This window comes from Xylanibacter ruminicola Ga6B6 (assembly GCF_000687715.1).
In the GTDB taxonomy this organism is placed as follows: Bacteria; Bacteroidota; Bacteroidia; order Bacteroidales; family Bacteroidaceae; genus Prevotella; species Prevotella ruminicola_B.
Map to the genome: position 1 here is coordinate 139,125 of NZ_JHXD01000002.1, position 21,416 is coordinate 160,540.

The 21,416-nt window shown below is 47.9% G+C and carries 11 protein-coding genes and 1 pseudogene; 10 read left to right on the forward strand and 2 right to left on the reverse strand.

The annotated features are described in order from the left end of the window. The first annotated feature begins 3 nt into the window (after positions 1–3). The 9 genes and pseudogenes from T500_RS0102225 to T500_RS0102265 all read left to right on the forward strand — a co-directional run bounded on the left by T500_RS0102225 (position 4) and on the right by T500_RS0102265 (position 17,516). Positions 4–1,029: a LacI family DNA-binding transcriptional regulator gene (locus tag T500_RS0102225; RefSeq protein ID WP_028906766.1), complete on the forward strand. Its 1,026-nt coding sequence runs from the start codon at positions 4–6 to the stop codon at positions 1,027–1,029. Positions 1,030–1,052: 23 nt separating this feature from the next. Next, positions 1,053–2,354 carry an MFS transporter gene (locus T500_RS0102230; protein WP_028906767.1) on the forward strand — a complete coding sequence of 434 codons (1,302 nt, stop codon included), beginning with the start codon at positions 1,053–1,055 and terminating at the stop codon, positions 2,352–2,354. Beyond that, positions 2,351–5,272 carry a two-component regulator propeller domain-containing protein gene (locus T500_RS0102235; protein ID WP_028906768.1) on the forward strand — a complete coding sequence of 974 codons (2,922 nt, stop codon included), beginning with the start codon at positions 2,351–2,353 and terminating at the stop codon, positions 5,270–5,272. The genes T500_RS0102230 and T500_RS0102235 overlap by 4 nt, the downstream gene beginning before the upstream one ends. A gap of 184 nt (positions 5,273–5,456) precedes the next feature. Next, positions 5,457–8,672: a SusC/RagA family TonB-linked outer membrane protein gene (locus tag T500_RS0102240; RefSeq protein WP_051611831.1), complete on the forward strand. Its 3,216-nt coding sequence runs from the start codon at positions 5,457–5,459 to the stop codon at positions 8,670–8,672. 37 nt (positions 8,673–8,709) lie between these two features. After that, positions 8,710–10,455 (forward strand): RagB/SusD family nutrient uptake outer membrane protein, encoded by a 1,746-nt coding sequence (locus tag T500_RS14950; RefSeq protein WP_036908290.1) that lies wholly within the window; start codon positions 8,710–8,712, stop codon positions 10,453–10,455. Positions 10,456–10,500: 45 nt separating this feature from the next. Next, positions 10,501–11,955: pseudogene (locus T500_RS14955) on the forward strand (hypothetical protein); the annotation flags it as partial. A gap of 535 nt (positions 11,956–12,490) precedes the next feature. Beyond that, complete coding sequence (locus tag T500_RS14960; RefSeq protein WP_080694756.1) at positions 12,491–14,308, forward strand: glycoside hydrolase family 43 protein; 1,818 nt, start codon at positions 12,491–12,493, stop codon at positions 14,306–14,308. Positions 14,309–14,312: 4 nt separating this feature from the next. Continuing rightward, a complete protein-coding gene (locus T500_RS0102260) occupies positions 14,313–15,362 on the forward strand; it encodes a family 43 glycosylhydrolase (RefSeq protein ID WP_028906770.1) in 1,050 nt (349 codons plus the stop codon). A gap of 102 nt (positions 15,363–15,464) precedes the next feature. Beyond that, positions 15,465–17,516: a glycoside hydrolase 43 family protein gene (locus tag T500_RS0102265; RefSeq protein WP_051611833.1), complete on the forward strand. Its 2,052-nt coding sequence runs from the start codon at positions 15,465–15,467 to the stop codon at positions 17,514–17,516. Positions 17,517–17,834: 318 nt separating this feature from the next. On the opposite strand, the gene T500_RS0102270 is transcribed toward T500_RS0102265, so the two are convergent. After that, a complete protein-coding gene (locus T500_RS0102270; protein ID WP_028906772.1) occupies positions 17,835–18,695 on the reverse strand; it encodes a hypothetical protein in 861 nt (286 codons plus the stop codon). A gap of 138 nt (positions 18,696–18,833) precedes the next feature. Here T500_RS0102270 and T500_RS0102275 point away from each other — a divergent pair, with 138 nt between their 5' ends. Next, positions 18,834–19,856, forward strand: a complete 1,023-nt coding sequence (locus tag T500_RS0102275) for an arabinogalactan endo-beta-1,4-galactanase (RefSeq protein ID WP_028906773.1) — start codon at positions 18,834–18,836, stop codon at positions 19,854–19,856. 10 nt (positions 19,857–19,866) lie between these two features. Here T500_RS0102275 and T500_RS0102280 read toward each other — a convergent pair whose 3' ends face one another. After that, positions 19,867–21,387, reverse strand: coding sequence for a glycoside hydrolase family 30 protein (locus tag T500_RS0102280; RefSeq protein WP_028906774.1), 1,521 nt, complete (start codon positions 21,385–21,387; stop codon positions 19,867–19,869). Positions 21,388–21,416: the final 29 nt, after the last annotated feature.

Genomic DNA, 21,416 nt, shown 5'->3' on the forward strand with positions numbered 1-21,416 from the left:
CCGATGGAAGAAAAGGCGCCAATGACAATGAAGGATATTGCACGGGAGTTTGGTATTTCCGTGGCTACCGTGTCGCGTGCACTCAAGGATTCGCCCCGTATCAGCGAAGAACGTCGCAGGGCTATCCAACAGTTTGCACGCGAACATAACTTCTATCCCAATGCCATTGGCGAGGCTCTTCGCCATAGTCGTGTTATGCCCCAGCGTGTTATTGGTGTAATCGTACCAGAGTTCACGCATTATTATTTTTCATCTATCCTTACAGGTATCGAGGAGGCTGCTGCAGCCCGTGGCTATCGCATTATGGTGGCTCTCAGTGGTGAGCAGTATGAGCGCGAGGCACAGATATGTGATAACTTCCATCGCTTTAAGGTGTGCGGTGTTATTGTGTCGCAAGCTAAAGATACTAAGAACTACGACCACTATCAGAAGTTGATTGATGCTGGTGTGCCCATTGTGTTCTACGATAGAATATGTACGGGTGTAAACGCCAGTCGTGTGGTGGTAGATGACTATATGGGTGCCATGAACGCCGTTAATTACCTGATAGAGTCGGGCTGCAAGCGTATTGCTTTCTATGGTGGTCCGTTACAGCTCGAGATATCCAAGAATCGTTTTAATGGTTATAAGGATGCCTTGTTGAGTCATGGTATACAGATAGATGAGAGTATTGTTCAGGTTTGCGATAACCGTGCAGAAGCTGAGGAGCTTACGCCTAAACTGATGGCGATGGTAAATCCCCCGGATGGCTATTTTGCAGTAAATGACGATACGGCCATCGGAGTACTCTATACTGTAAAACATGCAGGATTCAGAGTGCCCGAGGATGTGCAGATATGTGGCTTTACTAATGGCCAGCGTGCTGTGGCTTGCGACCCGATGCTGACTACTGTCGAACAGCGCGGTCATCGTGTGGGCGAGGAGGCGGCTACCATTCTGATGGATAAGGTCGAAGGCCTGTCGCCGCTCGAGAAGATTGAGAAACGCGTGGTTAAAACCCGTCTCGTTGTACGAGGAACAACCAAATAATTGAGAACTAAGAATTAAGAGATATGAAACAAAAACCTGATTTGTCTTTTTGGAAATTGTGGAATCTGAGTTTCGGATTCTTTGGCGTGCAGATTGCTTATGCCCTGCAGAGTGCTAATATTTCACGTATCTTCCGCACGTTAGGTGCCGATCCTCACTCTCTGAGTTTCTTCTGGATATTACCCCCACTGATGGGTATTCTGGTGCAGCCTATCGTGGGTACGCTGAGTGATAGAACCTGGACTCGTTTCGGCCGTCGTATACCTTATCTGTTTATTGGTGCCCTGACGGCTGTGGCTGTGATGTGCCTGCTGCCAAATGCTGGTTCGCTAGGTCTTAGCATCTCGATGGTAATGATATTTGGTTTGCTCATGCTGATGTTGCTCGATACTAGTATCAATATGGCCATGCAGCCATTTAAGATGATGGTGGGCGATATGGTAAACGAAGAGCAAAAGGGTAAAGCTTACTCTATCCAGTCGTTCCTGTGTAATGCGGGTAGTGTAGTGGGCTTCCTGTTCCCGTTTGTATTTGCCTGGATTGGCCTGAAGAATGTGGCTCCCGAAGGCGTTGTGCCCGATACGGTTATCTGGTCGTTCTATATTGGTGCAGCTATCCTTATCCTGTGCGTTATTTATACTACGCTCAAAGTTAAGGAGTGGTCGCCCGAGGAGTATGCCGAATACAATCCTGTATCTACCGAGAAAGAAGACTCGGGCAACTGGTTCGTATTGCTCAAGAATGCACCCTCTGCATTCTGGCGTATCGGCCTGGTTCAGTTCTTCAGTTGGGCTGCTTTCCTTTATATGTGGACATATGTGGTTGATGCTGTGTCGCTTACGGTGTGGAATACTGCCGATTCTGCCAGCGAAGCCTATCAGGTGGCTGGTAACTGGACGGGTGTGCTCTATGCCATTCAGGCCATGGGCTCGGTAGCTTGGGCTGCTCTCATTCCACGCTTCAAGAGTATTAAATTGGCTTATGCTGTCAGCATGGCGCTGGGAGGTTTAGGCTTTGCACTTATTCCATTCTGTCCTGGTCAATACCTGCAGATTATACCATTCCTGCTTATCGGTTGTGCTTGGGCAGCCCAGCTGGCATGTCCGTTCACATTGGTTACCAATGCTCTGCAGGGCTATGGTCATATGGGTGCTTATCTCGGACTCTTCAACGGAACCATTTGTGTGCCTCAGATTGTAGCAGCCTTGTTGGGTGGCTCTATCCTCACACTTGTTGGTAGCAACCAGGCCTATATGATGATAGTATCAGGTGTCCTGTTGTTTGCCGGAGCCTGTGCCGTGTTCAATATTAAGACTAAAAAGTGAATCGATTAACGGCGATTATACTTTCTTGTATGTTGTCGCTGACCATGTTGGCCAGCGGCAACATATTAACTGAGCGATATAATCTGTCGTATATCAACCTCGAGAATGGGTTGCCGCACAACAATGTCAGTTCGCTCTATACCGATTCTAATGGTTTTTTGTGGATTGCAACGTATGGTGGCGGATTAGTGCGTTATGATGGTTATGGTATGATGTCGCCGATGCTCGGTCTGAAGAGTTTGTCGTGCAAATCGATTGCCGAAGACCGCTTTAAACGCTTATGGGTTACTTTCGACGAAGGAACCAATGTCATCGATCTGCGTACCATGCTTACCACCGTTCCAAAATCTCCTAAGGCCGATATAGCTGCATTATTGTCCCAATCGGGTGTGAAATCCTATTGCGATGCTCTTGGACGTATATGGCTGATAACCGATAAGCGTGTCAATCTCATTACTTTTGCCGAAGATGGTAGTGTAAATCATATTGCCTCATATCAGTATCGAGGTAATACCCCCGAGATATGCATTTGTGATGTTGAGGGTAATGGTAAACCTTGGGTAGGTATCGATTATGGTATCTATCGAATGGTTGAGAAGGATGGCAAATTGGTAAGAGAAGAGATATCCACCTTGCTCCATCCCTTGTATGGTCTTTATATTACCGATATCCTGAAGCGAGGTAATACTGTTTGGCTCACCACTAACCATGGTCTCTTCCGCTACGATCCATATCTGCAGCGATTGGATCAGACGCCCATTCAGCATCTCTCGCACGAGTTCCTGTCGAGTCTCGCTCTGATGCCAGATAATACGCTGTTGGTGGGTTCGCTATGCGGTGTGAACATCTACGACGATAAGTCGGGCACCTTTACGGCTTGGACACAGGCTAGCACACCGCCATTAAAGAACGATTTTGTTCATTGTCTGTTGGTAAACGATGGTCTGATATACGTTGGTACCGAGGCTGGTGGGGTTATTCGATTGGTTCCCAGACAGTTGCTGCTGCAGAATAGTGTGCATTCGCAGGATCCAGGTTCGCTATCACCCAATCCGGTTAATGCTATGTATGCTGCCCCTGATGGTACGCTGTGGGTGGGTACTGTTGAAGGTGGACTGAACCGCAGGGTCAAGGGCGAGCGTAGTTTTATTCATTATACCAAGACCAACTCGGCCTTGCCACATAATAGTGTATCAACATTAACTGCCGATGCTTACGGTCGATTATGGATTGGTACTTGGGGTGGGGGCGTTTGTTGGATTGATATGAAGAATCCTCAAACCATTGTCCGTCTTGAGCTGCCTGCCGAACAGGCTCGGTTAACGAATTATATCGGCGCCATGGCTTACGATGCCATAAACGGTGGCATGTGGATTGGTAGTAACGATGGATTGTTCTTCTATAGTTTTAAAAACAAACAGTTGATAGAACCATTTGAAGAGTGCCAATTGGTGCGAGGTTGTATTGGGTCGATCGTAACGCGCGATGGTCACTTGTGGATGGGTTGTATGCAAGGTGTTGTAATCGTTGATTTGAAGTCAGAGAAGAACGGGCAGTTTGCAACCCGTAATATCCGCCATCTGTTGGCCGATCCTACATCAAAAATCGTTGATAAGATATCCTCGTTCTGCGAAACCAGCGATGGTACGCTGTGGTTGGGCAGTAACGGTTACGGACTCTATAAACGTGTACAGGATGAGAATGGTGATGAGCGTTTTGAAGTGCTGACCCAGGAAAATGGTCTGGTGTATAATGGTGTTAAAGGTATTGTTGAGGATCGTAATGGGCGCCTGTGGATTACCACCCAGAATGGTTTGTCGGTTTATGATCCTAAATTGCAGGCATTTACCAACTACTCACAGTACGACGGTCTTATTAGTCCGCATTTCTATTGGAACTCTGCTGTGAAGGATGCTGCAGGTAATATTTGTCTGGGTAGTGAGGCTGGTTTGATTGAGATGTTGGATGATAATTCCGATACACATTACCATGGTCATCTTACGTTTACGCATCTGATGGTTGATAATCAGGAAGCTATCGCAGGTAGCGATTATCTTTCAGAGGATATCTCGGTGGCTAACACCATATGGCTGAAAGAGGGCCATCGCTCCTTCTCTATCGATTTCTCGGCACTCGACTATGGGTATGAGATGCAGGGCGTGTATAGTTACCGTATGAAAGGACTCGATAACGATTGGGAAGTATTGAAACCTGGCCAGCATTCTGTGCGATATAGTGCTTTGCCTGCAGGTAATTATACCTTTGAAGTAAAATACAAGTCGGTACAGATGGCAGGCGAGGGCGACACTATCTCAATCGAGGTGGTGGTGAAACCCTACTTCTGGCGCAGCTGGTGGTTCCGTTTGCTTTTAAGCATTCAGGTTGTAGTACTCATGGTGTACTTATATAATAGGTGGGCTACTATTGTCAAGCGTCGTGAGGCCGAGCAGCTCATTACTCCTATCCGTAAGGTGTTGGAAGAATCCGACGACCCGCGTCAGTTGCAGTCACGTATTCAGAATATCTTAGATAATCAGGAACGCTACAAGCAGAGTGTTACAAAGAGCGTTGAGGCTGATAAGGAAGAACAACTTAAGAGCACACGCCCCTTTATGGAGCGAGTGATGGAAATTATGGAAACACACTATATGGACTCGGAATTTGGCGTGCAGGAATTTTGCGATGCTCTGGGCATGAGTCGAAGTGTGGCTAGTAAACATCTTAACGCCGAAGCCGGACTGCCTGTCGGACAGTTCATCCGTAATTATCGCTTGAATATGGCTAAGGAGATGTTGTCGTCTAAAACTACAAACCGTAACATTACCGAGATAGCCTATGCTGTAGGCTTTAATGATCCCAAATACTTTACTCGTTGCTTCACCAAGATGTATGGTGTCAACCCCAGTTCTTGGTCTTGATTTAGCTCAAGGATAGGCCTTGACATATCTCAAGAAGTGGAAAATATGTATGCTGGAGGACAAAAATCGTTTTGTCCACCTTATTAATCGTTTTGTCCACCATCGCATTGTTATATATCAGTATCTTTGCGCCAGATTATTTCAAATTTTAACTAATTCAAATTAAAACTTAAAACAATTAGCAATGAGAAAACATGTATTATTCTCTGCGATGCTTGCGTTAGGTATGCTGGGCGGCCTGTCGGCTTATCCGGTGCCTGCCATGGCATTAGTGGCACAGCAAACTATTAAGGTTAGCGGCCAGGTTGTAGACCAAGAGGGAGAACCACTCATTGGTGCTACAGTGAAGTTGAAGGGGGCACAGAATGGTGTCATTACTGACTTCGACGGAAAGTTTACCATCGACGCACCCGCCAATGGTACACTCGTGGTAAGCTACGTAGGTTACAAAGATCGTGAAATAGCTGTACGCGGACGCGCGATCATTGAAACTATTGAAATGGAAAGCGACGCTATGTTGCTCGATCAGGTGGTAGTGGTAGGTTATGGTGTACAGAAAAAAGCCGACCTTACTGGTTCTGTATCAATTGTGAATGCCGACGAGTTGAAGCGAGTTTCACACTCTAACATTTCTTCAATGCTCGAGGGTAAGGTTGCTGGTGTACAGATTACCTCCGATGGTCAGCCTGGTGCCGACCCAACGGTGCGTATTCGTGGTATCGGTAGCTTTGGTAGCACTGCACCTCTGTACGTTGTCGATGGTGTGCCTGTAGGTACCAGTATTCGTGATTTCTCTCCAAATGATATCGAGACCATTCAGGTACTCAAGGATGCTTCTGCTGGTGCTATCTATGGTAGCCGTGCTGCTAACGGTGTGGTAATCATCACCACTAAAGGCGGTAAGAAGGAGCAGCCATTGAAGGTTGACTATAAGGGCTACTTCGGTGTAGATAAGATTCAGACTGGTGTTTACGATCTGACCAATGCCGAACAGTATAGCCGCTATTTGGGTATTGCTGCCGAGAATGCAGGTATTCCTGTTCCCGGTGGTTACAGTTTGGGCGCCGATGGTTACTATCACTTCCGCGATAATACCGATACCGACTGGCTGGCTGAGGCTTTCAAGACTGGTATCCGTCAGAATCATAGTGTGAACCTGAGCGGTGGTGGCGTTAATAATACCTATAATATAAGTCTTGATTACTATAATCAAAAGGGTACCCTCGAGGGTGCCGGACCAAACTTCGAGCGTTATACCGCCCGCGTTAACAATACCATGGATACCAAGTTCGTGAAGTTCCGCACCAGTTTGGTTTACTCTCATTCCGATCAGGATAATCTGGCAGTATCAAATGCCAACGAGTATGTACAGGGCTTGTATGGTAACTTAGGTAACGTACTTGGTGGTGTGCTTAACATGCAGCCAACCATCAAAGCTTACGATGCTTCTACATGGGTACTCGACGATGTGGTAGGCTCTGCAAGTGGCTATAAGTACGATGCTTACGGCTATGGTGTTTACTACGATACCGTACATGGTGATATCTCGGCCATGAACCCACTGCTGGTAAATAAGATGCTCACACGTAATACCATCGTTGATCGTTTTGTAGGTACTGCATCTGCTGATGTTGATCTCCTGTCGATGATTGGTATTAAGAGCAAGAACCATCAGCTTACCTATAAGATCAACCTGTCATATAGCACCACATCTTGCAATGATAAGACCTGGATTCCTGCATGGATTCAGAGTAACCGTGTATATCTGGCAAAGGAGAACGAGCGTCTTACCAAGGCTCATCGCAAGTACACCGATGCCCTGATTGAGAATACACTTACTTACGATGGTACCATCGGTCTGCACCATGCCAATATCGTAGTAGGTCAGACCTATCAGGAGGAGAATACCCAGACACAGTCGGCTACTGGTGTTAACTTGTCGCAGCCTTACTTCCTGCAGCTGCAGAATGCCAGCTCTTGGAGTGCTGAAAGCTATGAGTACAAGCATACTTTGGCTTCTTATCTGGCTCGTTTGAACTACGACTTCGATGGCAAGTACCTCATTTCTGGTATCGTACGTCGCGATGGTAGCTCTCGTTTGTCAAAGGATATCCGTTGGGACACCTTTACATCAGTATCTCTCGGTTGGCGTTTCGATAAGGAAAAGTTCTTCCCCATCAATCGCGACATCGTGAATATGTTCAAGCTCCGTGCCAGCTATGGTGAACTGGGTTACGAGGCTGCTGTAGGCGACTATGCTATCGAGGCAACCATGGCCCGTAACAACATGACCTATAGCTTCGGCAACCAGCCTGTTACTGGTTCGGCTGTTTCTACTTTCGTAAACGAGAACCTGACATGGGAGAAGAGAAAGACCATGAACGTAGGTCTTGATCTGGCTTTCTTCAACAACCGCATCGAGTTCACTGCCGAGTGGTACAAGAATAAGTCAGAGGATCTGCTTTATAACGTGCCTGTTCCTGCCAATGCAGGTGTGGCTAACACTTCAGTAACCATGAATGCCGCTTCAATGGAGAACAGCGGATTCGAGTTCTCACTCACCTATCGTAACCGCGATCATGCTCTGAAGCACGAAATCAGTGCTAACCTGAGCACCTTGAAGAATAAGGTTACATCACTTGGTTTCGGTACTGAGAAGTATATCACTGGTTCTTATATCACCGAGGTTGGTCAGGAAGTTGGTAAGTTCTATGGTTGGGATTACCAGGGTATTATCCGTACCCAAGAGCAGCTCGATCAGCTGAACGCACTTGCACAGGCTCAGGGTCTGGAAGAGTATCAGCCAGGTGCCCATGTAGGTGATTGCTACTATCGCGATGTAAATGGCGACGGCCAGATTAATGCCGACGACCAGACTGTTCTGGGTAGCGGTCTGCCAAAGGTTAACTTTGGTCTGAGTGCACACCTCGAGTACAAGATTTTCGATTTGAGTATCTCAACTTATGGTGCCCTTGGTTACCATGTAACCGATTATCTCTATAACACGCTGAATTCAAGCTACGGCTACGGTAATAAGAGTGTTGATATTCTTGCTGCTAACCAGTGGGATGGTGGTACCTACGTATCAAATATCCCCCGCACTTACCTCTCTAACAGTGCAACCTTGGCTTGGAACGACCTGTTCAGCTGCCGCCAGATTCAGAATGCCGCTTACTGGAAGATTGCTAACGTAGAGCTTGGCTGCAACCTGCCTAACAAGTGGTTCGCCAACTACGTAACTGGTGTACGTGTATATGTTTCGGCCCAGAACCTCTTCACCTTCACAGGTTATAAGGGTTACAATGTCGATTATGCCGGTGGTACCTTCACTCCTGGATACAACTACTGTTCGTACCCAACTGCCAGAAGCTTTATGGCTGGTTTGAATTTCACTTTCTAAGATGAGCATTGATATAATAATTGATAAATTGAAGTATATGAAACTACATAAAATTTCATTGGCTGTACTGGTAGGTCTTGGCACTCTCGCTTCGTGCGATAGCAAGTTGGATGTGTCGAACCCTAACCAGCAAACCACAGCCACATTCGGCAACGATGTCGAATCATTAGAGGAGAATGTGATTGCTGCCTACAACCACATCCGTATGGAGGGCACCTATGCCCGTGTGGGCTATACACTCGACGTTTGTCGTGGTGACGAAGTTTGGAACTCATCGCAGGTATGGTACATGCCTTTCGATGACCTGAATGCTCCGTTCACCGACGAGATTGGTCAGTGGTCATGGCGTGACTGGTATTACACCATCAACGTATGTAACTACACTATCACTCGTTGTGGCGAGGATAACTCAGTTCTTTCTGAGACTATGAAGCGTATCAAGGGACAGATGCTGTTCCTGCGCGGTCTGGCTTACTATAACCTGACTGGTTACTATCAGAATCCTATTCTGATTACCGATTATAATACCTATTCTACACTCGATGGTCTTTATGGTACTAACAGCACCTACGATGAGGCTTGGGATCAGGTAGAGAAGGACTTTGCCGAGGCTATGACCCTGCTGCCCAGTCGCGATGCAGGTGGTCAGTGGGCACTGGGTCGTGCTACCAACGGTGCTGCTGCCGGCTATTATGCACGTGCACTGATGATGCGTCATAAGTACAGCGAGGCTCTTGCCGTACTGAAAGATATCATTGGCGGAAAGTATGGCCACTATGAGCTGATGAAGAACTATGGTGATAACTTCCGCGAGGGCTCTGCTTATGAGAACAATGCTGAGAGCCTGTTCGAGATTCAGTATCTGGATTACGGCTCACAGGGTACCGACGACGAGTGGACACCTGTAAACACCAGTCCTAACGCTACTCAGGGTCATGCCGTTGAGAGTAACTTTGGTCCTGGCGACATGGGTGGATGGGCCGACCTTTCTGCCTCTCCATGGCTCTATCAGCTCTTTAAGTCTGAGAAGACCACCAGTGGCTCGCTCGATCCACGCCTGTATTGGACTATCGGTACTTACGAGCCCGAGTGGGATGGCTTTGAGTATGGTAACGTTTGCTATACCGTGCCTATGACTGCCGATGCCCCCGTGGTAACCAATAACAACAATGGTGGACTGCCTATTGCTAAGAATACCAACCTGCGTACAGGTCTTTACGATAAGGTGGTAACAGGTCTGCACTGCGGTATCAACCTGCGCATGATGCGTTACTCTGATGTACTGCTGCGTGCTGCAGAGTGCGAAAACGAGGTAAATGGTCCTACACAGCAAGCTATCGACTGGATTAATCAGGTTCGTAACCGTGCCGGTCTGGCCGATCTGAAACTTGCCGATTTCTCAGGGAATGCTGATAAGTTGTTCGAGCAGATTGCCAACGTGGAGCGTCCAAAGGAGTTTGGTTGTGAGTTCGGCCGTGGTTTCGACCTTGTTCGTTGGGGCTTCTTCTATAGCGCTGATCGCCTCCAGCAGATTAAGGAACATGGTACCTTCCGTCGTACTAACGACAAGACTCGTGTGAAGGAGGCTGTTAGCTACTCAGAAGTAGGTGTCGATCCTGAACTCAAGAGTTCGTACGACAGCTGGATTCAGGGTCATGAGTTCTTCCCTATCTATCAGGGAACACTGAACGATAACCCAAATCTGCAGGGTAACTCGGCCAATAAGAGCGAGAGCAATGCCGATAAGCTCTATGGTCCTGTTCATCCAGTAGTGAAACTCTAGTGAAAGGTAAAAGTAAAAAGGTAAAAAAGTAAAAACTATAAGATTATGAAATACAATAAAATAGCAACAGTCATCTGTTCGGCTGCCTTGAGTTTGCTCACGCTGACAGGTTGCGAAGGTGGTGATTTATTCAGCATCAATGCACCAGATTGGCTTTCGTCGAAGGCTGACTCTATTGCTGCCGAAAAGGCCAAGAATCAGGGCGATGACGTGATCGAAGGTATGGAGGAAGATGTGTACACCATTGGTGCTACAGACTACTCTACAGGCTGGTGGGCCCAGTTCTCAAAGTACTACCAGATACCCGAAGGCGGTAAGTGGATTGCCCAGTTCAACTTGAACATCAATCCCAGTGCCTCTAACACCTATAAGAACTTTGCCATGATTATCACCAACGACGAGGATCGTGGTGCTGCCAACTATAAGGAATACGGTGCTATCCGTTACGACTATCAGCCAAGCGGAAACTCTGAGTGGGGTGATTATATCGACCGTAGTCTGGCATCGAGCGACTTGGAGTTTGCTACCGATACCGACACAGGTGTTGATAAGTTAGGTGGTAAGGTAACGCTCACCATCGACCGTACCAATGGCGGTTTGGTGGTTACCATGACCAATGGTGTGGTTACAAAGACCTATAACCAAACCTCAGCGCTGACTAACCTGAATGCTGATGCTTCTAATGGTACCATCCGTGCATTCTTAGTTCCCGAGGGTTCTTATATCAGCTTCCTTGGTTCTACCATCGAGCCTATCGGTGGTTTCACCTCAAAGGAGGATAAGCAGCCACTCTCGATGACACTGAATGGTGTGCCCAAGAAGGTGCTGCAGGGTACTGAGGCTGCCGATGCATTTGCTAATGTTACTGCTACAGTTCAGTTCGAGCAGGGTGTTTCTAAGGAGGTTTCTGCCAAGGATATTACTTTCCAGGCTATTCCTGACATGAACACATTGGGTAAGAAGACACTTGTAGCAGTATTTGCAAAGACTTATAAGGGCGAGTCTGCTACACCTGTTATCGCTACTGCCGAGTTCAATGTGGTCGATAAGATGTACACCTCTCTTGGTGCTACCGATAACTCTACCGCATGGTGGGGCGCACACTCTGAGAATATCAAGGTTGGTCCTAAGGAAACATTCGTTAGTACCTTCACCAACTACACCAGTGGTGCCAACAACTGGAATAACTTTGTGGTTGTGCTCTGCAAGGCCGACAACACCGAGTATGCTGTTGTACGTGCCGACAACTATGGTTGGGGTGATGGTTATGCTGCAAGCACACAGGTATGCGACAATGGCGGCGACTGGAGTGCTTGGCTTGCTGCTATGGATGGTGCTAAGGTAACTACATACGTTACCAATAATGGCGACGGAACGGCTGATGTGAAAGCCGTGATAGAGGGTAACGATGGTAATACCTATAAGCAGGAGTACAATGGCATCAATACCGTTGATCCTAACGACTTCTACTTCCGTTTCACTGTGGATGGCTGTCACCTCGAGTTTGATGAGGTTGTTGGCGAGGAGGATAACTCTACTGCATGGTGGGCAGCTCACTCTGCCAACTGGACAGTACCTGTAGGAAAGACCTATTCGGTACGCTTCAAGCACTTTACCAATGGCGCAGCCAACTGGAATACGGTAGATGTGGTTCTCACCCGTCAGGACAATACAGAGTATGCTGTGCTCCGTTCCGACAACTATGGTTGGGGTGATAGCTATGCTGCTTGCACACCAAGTGGTGGTCAGACCGACTGGGCTGCTTGGCTTGCCGCTGTTGACGATGCTTACGTTACAGCATCAGTAACCAATAATGGTTCAACAGCCGATGTGAAGTTGGTATTTGAGGGTAACGATGGCGAGACCTATCGTCAAAGCTATACCGGACTGCCTATCGAGGGCAGCAACTTCCGCTTCCGCTTCACCATCGAAGGTGGACATATTGTATTTGAGTAACAGCTGATTCTATCAGCAAATAAAGAGCCGGCTCTGCCGATGATCAGGGCCGGCTCTATATCATTTAAAACCAAAGATAATGAAGAGATTGTTTCTTTACATCATAGCTGTTTTGCTGCCGATGACATCGTTTGCCTACCAGTTGAGCCGTGTGAGTGTTCACGACCCTAGTGTGGTATGGGATCCCGCCAGCAAGTACTACTACATTTTTGGCTCACATCGTGCTGTGGCCAAGAGTGCCGACCTGATGAAATGGGTTGAAGTGAAGAAGGGTAAACTTGACGACAATAGCTTGGTAGGTGTTCCTTGGAAGACGGCCTCGAGTGATAACGACTACAGTAAGAACGCCTTTACCACCCCTCAGGTAACCAAGGTTAAGAAAGGTGGGGTAGAGGTGGCTCTCCCTAATTTCGACGCTCAGGCCTGGGCAAAGCGCGGAAATAACAGTTATAACATCAGTGGCAATCTTTGGGCGCCCGATGTTATCTGGAATCCAGCCATGCAGAAGTGGTGTATGTACATGAGCGTTAATGGCGATGGCTGGTTCTCCAGCATCGTACTGCTTACAGCCGACGACATCGAGGGGCCTTATCAGTATCAGGCACCTGTAGTTATCAGTGGTTTTAAAAGTGGCACTTCGTATAAGGATACCGATCTGGAACTGGTTATTGGCGAGCAGAGTTCCTTGCCCGATCGCTACAATGTAGGTAGTAGTTGGGGCAACCGCTGGCCAAATAATATCGATCCTTGTGTGTTCTACGACGAGGATGGCAAGCTATGGATGAGCTATGGTTCATGGAGCGGTGGCATCTGGATGTTGGAACTTGATGAAAACACCGGTCTTCGCGACTATGACGTAACCTATACCCTTACGGGTTCGGGCGATGGTATCACACAGGATCCCTACTTTGGTAAGAAGATTGCTGGTGGTTATTACGTGTCGGGCGAGGCAAGCTATATCGAGTATATCGGTGGCTATTATTTCCTTTTTGTAACCTATGGCGGATTGGCTGCTGGAGGCAATGCAAACGACTACAATAATGGTGGCTACCAGATGCGTGTGTTCCGTTCAGAAACACCCGATGGTCCTTATAAGGATTCAAACAATGTCAATGCCGTGTATAACAGCTATCAACTTAACTTTGGTCCAAAGGCAGCCAGCAATCGAGGTGTTAATATCTTTGGGGCATATACCGATTGGGGTAATCAAGCCAAGGGCAACTACGGCGAACGCAGCCAAGGTCACAACAGTATCATTGCTGCCGAGGATGGTCGTACCTATCTGGTTTACCATACCCGTTTCCAGAACTGGGGCGAGAGTCATCAGGTGCGTGTTCATCAGGTGTTCCAGAATAAGGATGGCTGGTTGGTGGTTGCACCTTTCGAGTATACTGGCGAAACGGTGACAAGTGCCGATATTGCCACTACCCAGCAGGTGAGCACCGACAAGATCCCTGGTACCTATAAACTGCTTGTTCATAAGTACAAGCTCGATCATACGAGCAAGGAAGCAGCTGAACCTGTTGAGGTAACACTTACTGCCGACAAGAAGATAACGGGCGGCCTTACTGGTACATGGGCTGTTACCGAGGGAACATCGTACATGAATATGGTTATTGGCGGTATTGCCTATAGAGGTGTGCTGGTGGAGCAGACACTTGAGTCGTCAGATACCAAGACTATAGCTTTTACAGGCCTGGCCTATAAGGCAAATGGTACTGATGGTGTCACGGTGTGGGCTTATCAAACCGAGGCTTCTTCTACAGGCATTGCCCACATTGAAGTAGACAGCAATCCTATCACAGCGCCCACCTACGACCTGAGCGGTCGCCGATTAAACAATCCACAACGTAAAGGAATCTATATCCGCAACGGTAAAAAATACATAGTAAAATAAGAATATGAGAAAAACAGTTGTCTCGTTGATGCTGTTAGTCCTGAGTGCAAACCTGGCGGTTTACGGACAGCAGCACCCCAAGCAGCGTATGCCTTTTGTTACAGACACACCCATGGTGCACGACCCTGTGATGGCCTACGAGAATGGTACTTATTATATCTTTGCCACAGGCATGGGCATCCAGAAAATGACATCCGCCGACCGTAAGAACTGGACGGTGCATACAGAGCCGGTGATGTCGGTTATCCCTAAGTGGACACACGATTCTGTGCCAGGTTTCCAGCAGCATGTCTGGGCACCCGATGTTATCAAATGGCATGGCAAATGGTGGTTGGCTTATAGTTGCTCTACCTTTGGCAAGAACGGCTCGACCATCGGATTGCTTTCTACCCAGAAGTTGGCTTCTGGCTTATGGAACGACGAAGGCTGTATCGTAACCTCGCGCGAAGGTCGCGACAAATGGAACGCCATCGATCCTAACTTCGTGATCGACGACCAGGATCAGCCTTGGCTGGTATGGGGCTCTTTCTGGGACGGTATTCAGCTGGCGCGTCTCGATACCACCATGCATATTGCTAAGGGCGTAAAACCTCGTACCATCGCCCGTAGGTTTAACTTGGATAGTAAGGCCAGCAAGAATGCACTGCCCATCAATCCCAATCCGCCTAAGAATCCAACGTCCGACTTTGCCGGACCAAATGCCATCGAAGCTCCATTTATCTTCAAACATGCAGGATATTATTATCTGTTTGTGTCGTGGGATTATTGTTGTCAGGGTAGCAAGAGTAATTATCGTGTAGCGGTAGGTCGTAGCAAAACCATCGATGGTCCGTATCTCGACCGTAATGGCATTGATATGCGCTATGGTGGCGGCAACCTCTTTATCGAGGGTGATAAAAAGGCATTCGAGGCTGCAGGTCATTGTGCAGCTTACCATATCGATGGTCAGGATATCTTCATCTGTCATGGCTATAGCATTGCGCATCAGGGTGCATCCATTCTTATTCAGCGTCCTATCAGTTGGACGTCAGACGGATGGCCGACTTTGAATTAAAAAAGAAAAGTGATAAAGCGGAAAGTTATGTTCACCATAGTTAGTTATAAGTTAGTTAGAAATATTGTTTTTTGCAGTAATGTTTGGTTAAAGGCGATACTGATGCTTTTCGCTTTTCACTTTTCGTTTAGTCCTGCATTCGCCCAGTCGTGGACGGCCGATAACGGTAACGGCACATTTACCAACCCGCTTTTCTACGATGAGTTTTCCGACCCCGACATTCTGCGTGTGGGCGACGACTACTATCTGGCAGGCACCACCATGCATACCGTGCCAGGCTTGGTAATTCTGCACTCTAAGGATTTGGTTAACTGGGAGAATATCTCGTATTGCTTTGATCGTTTCGACTTCGCCGACGATGCATTCTCTCTTAAAAACCACAAGGAGATTTACGGTCAGGGTGTATGGGCGCCTGCCATCCGTTATGCCAACGGGCAGTTTTATGTGTTTACCAACATCAACGGTAAAGGTTTGCAGTGTTACACCTCGAAGGATATCCGTGGACCTTGGCAGCATCATAACATGCAGGGCAACATCTACGATCTCTCCGTGCTCTTCGACGACGACGGTAAGATCTATGCCATCCATAAATATGGCGAAGTACACTGTACTGAATTGAAGCCCGATATGAGTGGTCCTGTTGAGGGAACCGATCGTGTGATTATCCCCGAGGGCAATGCCATCGGCGAAGGGCATCATGTGTATAAGATTAATGGTATGTATTATATCATATCTACCGATTATATGCCTAATGGCCGTACCCTCTGTAGTCGTTCCAAAAGCATCTGGGGACCTTACGAAACCGTTACTATTACCGCCGACGAAACCTTTGGCTATCATGCCGCCCCCCTTACACAGGTGCCGCAAGGTGTAAAGTATCGCATTGGCGAGGATGGCACCAAGTTCGGCATTCCTCAGGTTGATAAAGATGCTACTGCCTGTACTAACATCCACCAGGGTGGTATTGTGCAGGATCAGAGCGGCCAGTGGTGGGCGCTGTTAATGATGGACTTTCATAGTATTGGTCGCACCGTTTGCCTCTCGCCTATCACCTGGAAGGATGGCTGGCCCATGATAGGTCTCGAAGGCAACCTAGGTCGTGCTCCCCGTACCTGGTTCAAACCCAACATAAATACCGATATAAAGCCCCACGCTCCATATCAGCGAAACGAAGATTTTAATGCCGCATCGCTTGGCCGCGTATGGCAGTGGAACCATAACCCCGATGATAGTAAGTGGAGCTTGAAGAAGGGCCGCTTGCGCCTGCAGTCGATGCCTGCCGAACAACTGATGTGGGCACGAAACACACTCACTCAGCGTGTCATCGGTCCAACATCTGTCGCCACCGTCGAGCTCTTTACCAAGGGTATGAAAGATGGCGATGTGGCTGGTCTTGGCAATATCAACGTGCCCTGCTCGTGGATCGGTGTCGTAAAAGGTGGTAACACCCTTACGCTCCGTTGCTTCGAACAAGCTACCAACGATACTATCAATCAAGAGCTGAAAGCTGAAAAGTTATGGCTCCGCATGGTGGGCGATTATGATAACAATCAGGCCCATTACGAGTATTCGCTCGATGGTAACACCTATCAGCAGTTGGGCCGCGAAATGCCCCTTAGCTATCAGCTTATCTCGTTTCAGGGCTCGCGTCATGCTCTTTTTGCCTTTAATCATAAAGGTAAACAGGGTGGTTATGCCGAGTTCGACAACTTTAAGGTGGTAGAGCCACAGGCCGATCGCAGTCAGAATATCCCATACGGCAAGTTGTTCCGTATCATCAACTTAGCCACAGGCAAGCCTGCCATCGCCCAGAAACATGGTTTGCTTTACGATACCAACGAGTCCGACCAGAGTATGCAAACGCGTTTCCGTATCATCGATAAAGGACAGGGAAAGGTTATTTTGCAATGCCAAGACGGTCGCTATGTATGGTGTTCGGGTTTTGGTATCCCAGGCGATGTGCGCCTGACTACCGATGAATCGAAAGCCGAGGTGTTCCTTTGGCAGGACTATCTCAACCACGAGTTTATGCTCCTTTCCATGCGTACCCACCGCTATATCGGTAAAAGTCCCACCACAGGCAGTCCTTATTCGATGGACTACGCAGGTGCCGACCCTGCCCGTCGAAATGGTGCCGTATTTCGTTGGGAGTAGTTTTATGTTCTTCGACAAGCGAAGCGGCAAGCCGATTACCCATAATGGGAACGCCATATTCCCAGGTTGGGAACAAAACATTCCCAGGTTGGGAATGAAACGTTCCCAAGTTGGGAAAATATAATGTGCTTTTGGTGGCGAAGGCTGAAGCCTTTGCTGCCATTTTTTTTAAACTTTTGCGAAAAAATCTCTCATCTCTCCCTCAATCTCTCAAAACCCGTATAAACACAGGGCTTTTGAACGATGAGAGATTTTTCGCATCCCTCCCTCATCTCTCATGAATCTCTCCCTGCAACATGAGAGTTTTTTCGAAAAAAACTATTCTGTGATGAGTGCTTGCACCTGGGCGGGGGTTAGTTTGCCTGAGCTGATAAACTCCTGCATGATGTCGTTGAGCTTGTTTTCAACCTCTTTGGTGATGGTGTAATCCCATGTCAAAGCCTCTTCGATGCTAACACGTACACCGCCCTTATTCTGGCTGTTGTCCAAGCAATAGAGCGTGATGTCGGGATGCTCTTTCAGCAGATAGGCAATACGCCCCTTAAAGAGGGGATAACAATACACATAGTAATAACGACTCATGGCACGGTTCGATCTGATGAGTCGGTTAATCATGTTTGTGAATCCTGTTATAGGATCGTTATGCACAAACACGATGCTGGCTTTAAAACCGCGGTCTTGTACCATTTTTAAGCGCGATTCGAACGATGGAATGCTGATAAAAGCACCATCGTACACCAGTCCTGCACTGTTAACCAACTCCTTTAGTTGGGGATTGTTTCTCAAAGCAGTAGATTTGCCTGCTGCTGTAGAACCCATCATAAAAAAGATGGTTTTGTTGCCTTCGGTCTCGGCACGGTCGAGCAGTCTGGCGAGTACCAGACTATCAATCTGTCGGCTGGCCATGATATAATCGGTAACATTCAGTCCGTTGTAACCAATGTGTTTCAACTCCTCGCGAACAATGTCGGGGTCGAGAATATTACCACTCTTATTCAGGTACGAGTTTGCCAACGAATCGAGATGACTGCCCACCCATTTGTAAGCCGCATCGCCTGTGATAACCAGCTGTGTTGAGTCGGCTTTCTCGTTGGTATTGCTAATAAGGTTTGCCGCTAATGTCGCTGTCTGCCAGAGCATCAGCAGGGCAATAAAAAATGTTCTATAGATAGCTCGCATAGTGAATATTCTATTTTTCCCGGCTGCAAATATACAACATTATTTTAAAACAATGAATAATTATGTTTATTTTTGCAGTAAAAGCTTGGTTTTATATCGAAAAAGTTATATTTTTGCAAAGAATAAATAAACTAAAAGATGAAACTACTACTTGTATCGATGGTTATGGCACTTGTTTCGCAAAGTGCTTTTGCTCAGAATGATTTTGTGAAAGGAGCCGATGTGGGATTTCTCACTGGTCAGGAAAAGCATGGCGTGAAATTTCACGACCGTGAAGGTAAGGAACGCGAATGTCTGGAACTGCTGAAGAACGACTATCAGATGAAGGCCATCCGCATGCGAGTGTGGGTGAGCCCACGTGGCGGCATGAACGATAAGCACGAGTTGCTGGCTATGGCCAAGCGTGCCAAAGCTCTTGGTATGGACCTGATGGTAGACTTTCATTACAGCGACTCGTGGGCTGACCCTGCCAAGCAGCCTATCCCCGAGGCTTGGAAAAACCATAACTACAAGCAGATGAAGAAGGATGTGCGCGAACATACCATCGATGTGCTCTCGCTGCTCAAGGCCAATGGTATTGAGCCACGTTGGGTGCAGGTGGGTAACGAAACAGCCAACGGACTACTTTGGCCTATGGGGCATATCGAGCAGAATCCCAAGCGGTATGCGGGCTTTATCCGTGCTGGTTACGATGCTGTAAAGAAGGTATTTCCTCGTGCCATCGTCATCGTGCATCTGGACCGCGGCCATCTGCAGAGTCTCTATGATTATAATCTCGACATCGTAAAGAAGTATGGTGGCAAGTTCGATATGATAGGCATGTCGCTCTATCCCTACTGGGCCATGCAGGATCATCCTGAACTTAATCCCGATGGCATCATTACCGACTGTATGGCTAACATCCGCCATTGCAGCGAAAAATACGGCTGCGATGTGATGATAGTTGAAACAGGTTTTGAGGTTGATGAGCAGCATCCTGAAAAGATGGACGAGGGTCGCCGCCAGCTAACCCGTGTGATTCGCGAGGCACGCACCCAAACCAATGGTCGTTGCCGTGGTGTGTTCTACTGGGAACCCCAGTGCCTGCCTGGTGGCTATAAGCTCGGCGCCTTTAACAGTAACGCCGCGCCTACAGCCATCATGGAGGCATTTGTAGAATAAAAACGTAAAGTTATTCGGCTACAAAAGTGGTGATACTACGGGGAGGCAATGATTGCTTCCCTGTTGTTTTGCCTACAGGTTTCAGCGTTTCGCCCGATACATCCGAGGTGCGATACATCTGCCACTGGGTAGACTGCTGGGTTGACAGGTGCAGATTAAAGTCCTGCATCTGATTGCTGTAATTGATAACAACAGCTACCCACTTACCATCGGTATTGCGATAAGCCGAACACATCACACCATATGGATTGAACTCGGCTGATGAGCTAACCTCGTAGCGTGTAGCACCAGGACGAATAAATCGGCTGTAGTTGCCCAATGCCCACATCAGTCGCGAATCTACGGCATAGCCGCTCTTCATGTGGTCGGCAGTGTAAACACGAATCAGTCCGTCTTTGTAATCCTCACCTACCGAACGCCACCACGACCAGCTCTCGGCATCGGCAAACACCAGGTCGTGATGTATCACGCGAGCCACGTAAAGGGCTGTTTTCATTGTAAAGTCGTAGCCACCGCCACCACCGATCTCTTCATCGTTGCCCATGATGCAAAGCTCTGTTTGCCAGAACTTCAAACCGTATTTGGCGATGGTGTCGCGTAGCTGTTCGCGTATCTCTCGCATATAAGGCACAGGAGTGTTGGTCCAATAGCTGTGTCCTACTATCTGGCGGGGCACGTTAGGCAGATTACCTAAGTAGGTATTGGTGCTGTCTTTAGTAAAGAATGTGCGTATCTGGTAGCCACGCTCCCAGTTGGTTTGGTGGGTAGCCAACAGGCAACGCAGGTCGCTCGATTCATCCATAATAATCTGTGTGTTCAGCTTCTGCTGCTTGAAAACCTTGCTGGTTTCGCGAACCAGTCGAGCTATCTCGCGATTGGTGGCTGGTGAACCTTCCTGCTTGGGCCCCAGCCAGTTCCAATGACCATCGGGCTCGTTAACAGGACATAGGTAATCAAAATGGATACCATCGTGTGCCTCAACTCCCTTAACTGCCGTAGCCATAAAGCGCGCAAAGTCGTCGTAACAGTCGTCCTTCAGGTTAATGGTGCCGCCACGCCCCGTATTGGTAGCCAGACCATTCTTGGTGAAATAAACAGGGGCCGAATTAAGGAATGCTAGGAAGTAGGGCACGCCACGCTGCTTGGCCATCTTCAGAAACTTGCGCTGACCGGCCTGCTTAGTCCAGTCGTAAGTGCCATCCTTGGTCAGGAAACACTCCGTACGGGTGCCAGGCTGTATCTGCGAGGCCTCGCCTTGTTCGGCGCTGCCTGCACCTAAGTTAAAACGCCAGATCGACAGGCCGATGCCCTTGGGCTTGCCCTGTGCATCGTTTTCGAGCGAAAAAAGCCAGTCGGCTATCTTCTCCTGCTCGGTTTGGTTCTCCCATAGGCCGATGAATTGCATCGACCAAGCATCAGAGGCGCCAAAGTGGCGGATTGTCTGACGCTTCTGGCTGACCTCAATCGTAAAGTCAGCCCCACAACACATTGTAGTAGCTGTTGCGAATAATAGTAGTAAGTAGTATCTCATCATGTGTGCAAAGATACAACTTTTTGTGG

Coding starts and splice junctions, on each gene's coding strand:
- T500_RS0102225 (WP_028906766.1), top strand. CDS start 4: ATGGAAGAAAAGGCGCCAATGACAATGAAGGATATTGCACGGGAGTTT.
- T500_RS0102230 (WP_028906767.1), top strand. CDS start 1,053: ATGAAACAAAAACCTGATTTGTCTTTTTGGAAATTGTGGAATCTGAGT.
- T500_RS0102240 (WP_051611831.1), top strand. CDS start 5,457: ATGAGAAAACATGTATTATTCTCTGCGATGCTTGCGTTAGGTATGCTG.
- T500_RS14950 (WP_036908290.1), top strand. CDS start 8,710: ATGAAACTACATAAAATTTCATTGGCTGTACTGGTAGGTCTTGGCACT.
- T500_RS14960 (WP_080694756.1), top strand. CDS start 12,491: ATGAAGAGATTGTTTCTTTACATCATAGCTGTTTTGCTGCCGATGACA.
- T500_RS0102260 (WP_028906770.1), top strand. CDS start 14,313: ATGAGAAAAACAGTTGTCTCGTTGATGCTGTTAGTCCTGAGTGCAAAC.
- T500_RS0102265 (WP_051611833.1), top strand. CDS start 15,465: ATGCTTTTCGCTTTTCACTTTTCGTTTAGTCCTGCATTCGCCCAGTCG.
- T500_RS0102270 (WP_028906772.1), bottom strand. CDS start 18,695: ATGCGAGCTATCTATAGAACATTTTTTATTGCCCTGCTGATGCTCTGG.
- T500_RS0102275 (WP_028906773.1), top strand. CDS start 18,834: ATGAAACTACTACTTGTATCGATGGTTATGGCACTTGTTTCGCAAAGT.
- T500_RS0102280 (WP_028906774.1), bottom strand. CDS start 21,387: ATGAGATACTACTTACTACTATTATTCGCAACAGCTACTACAATGTGT.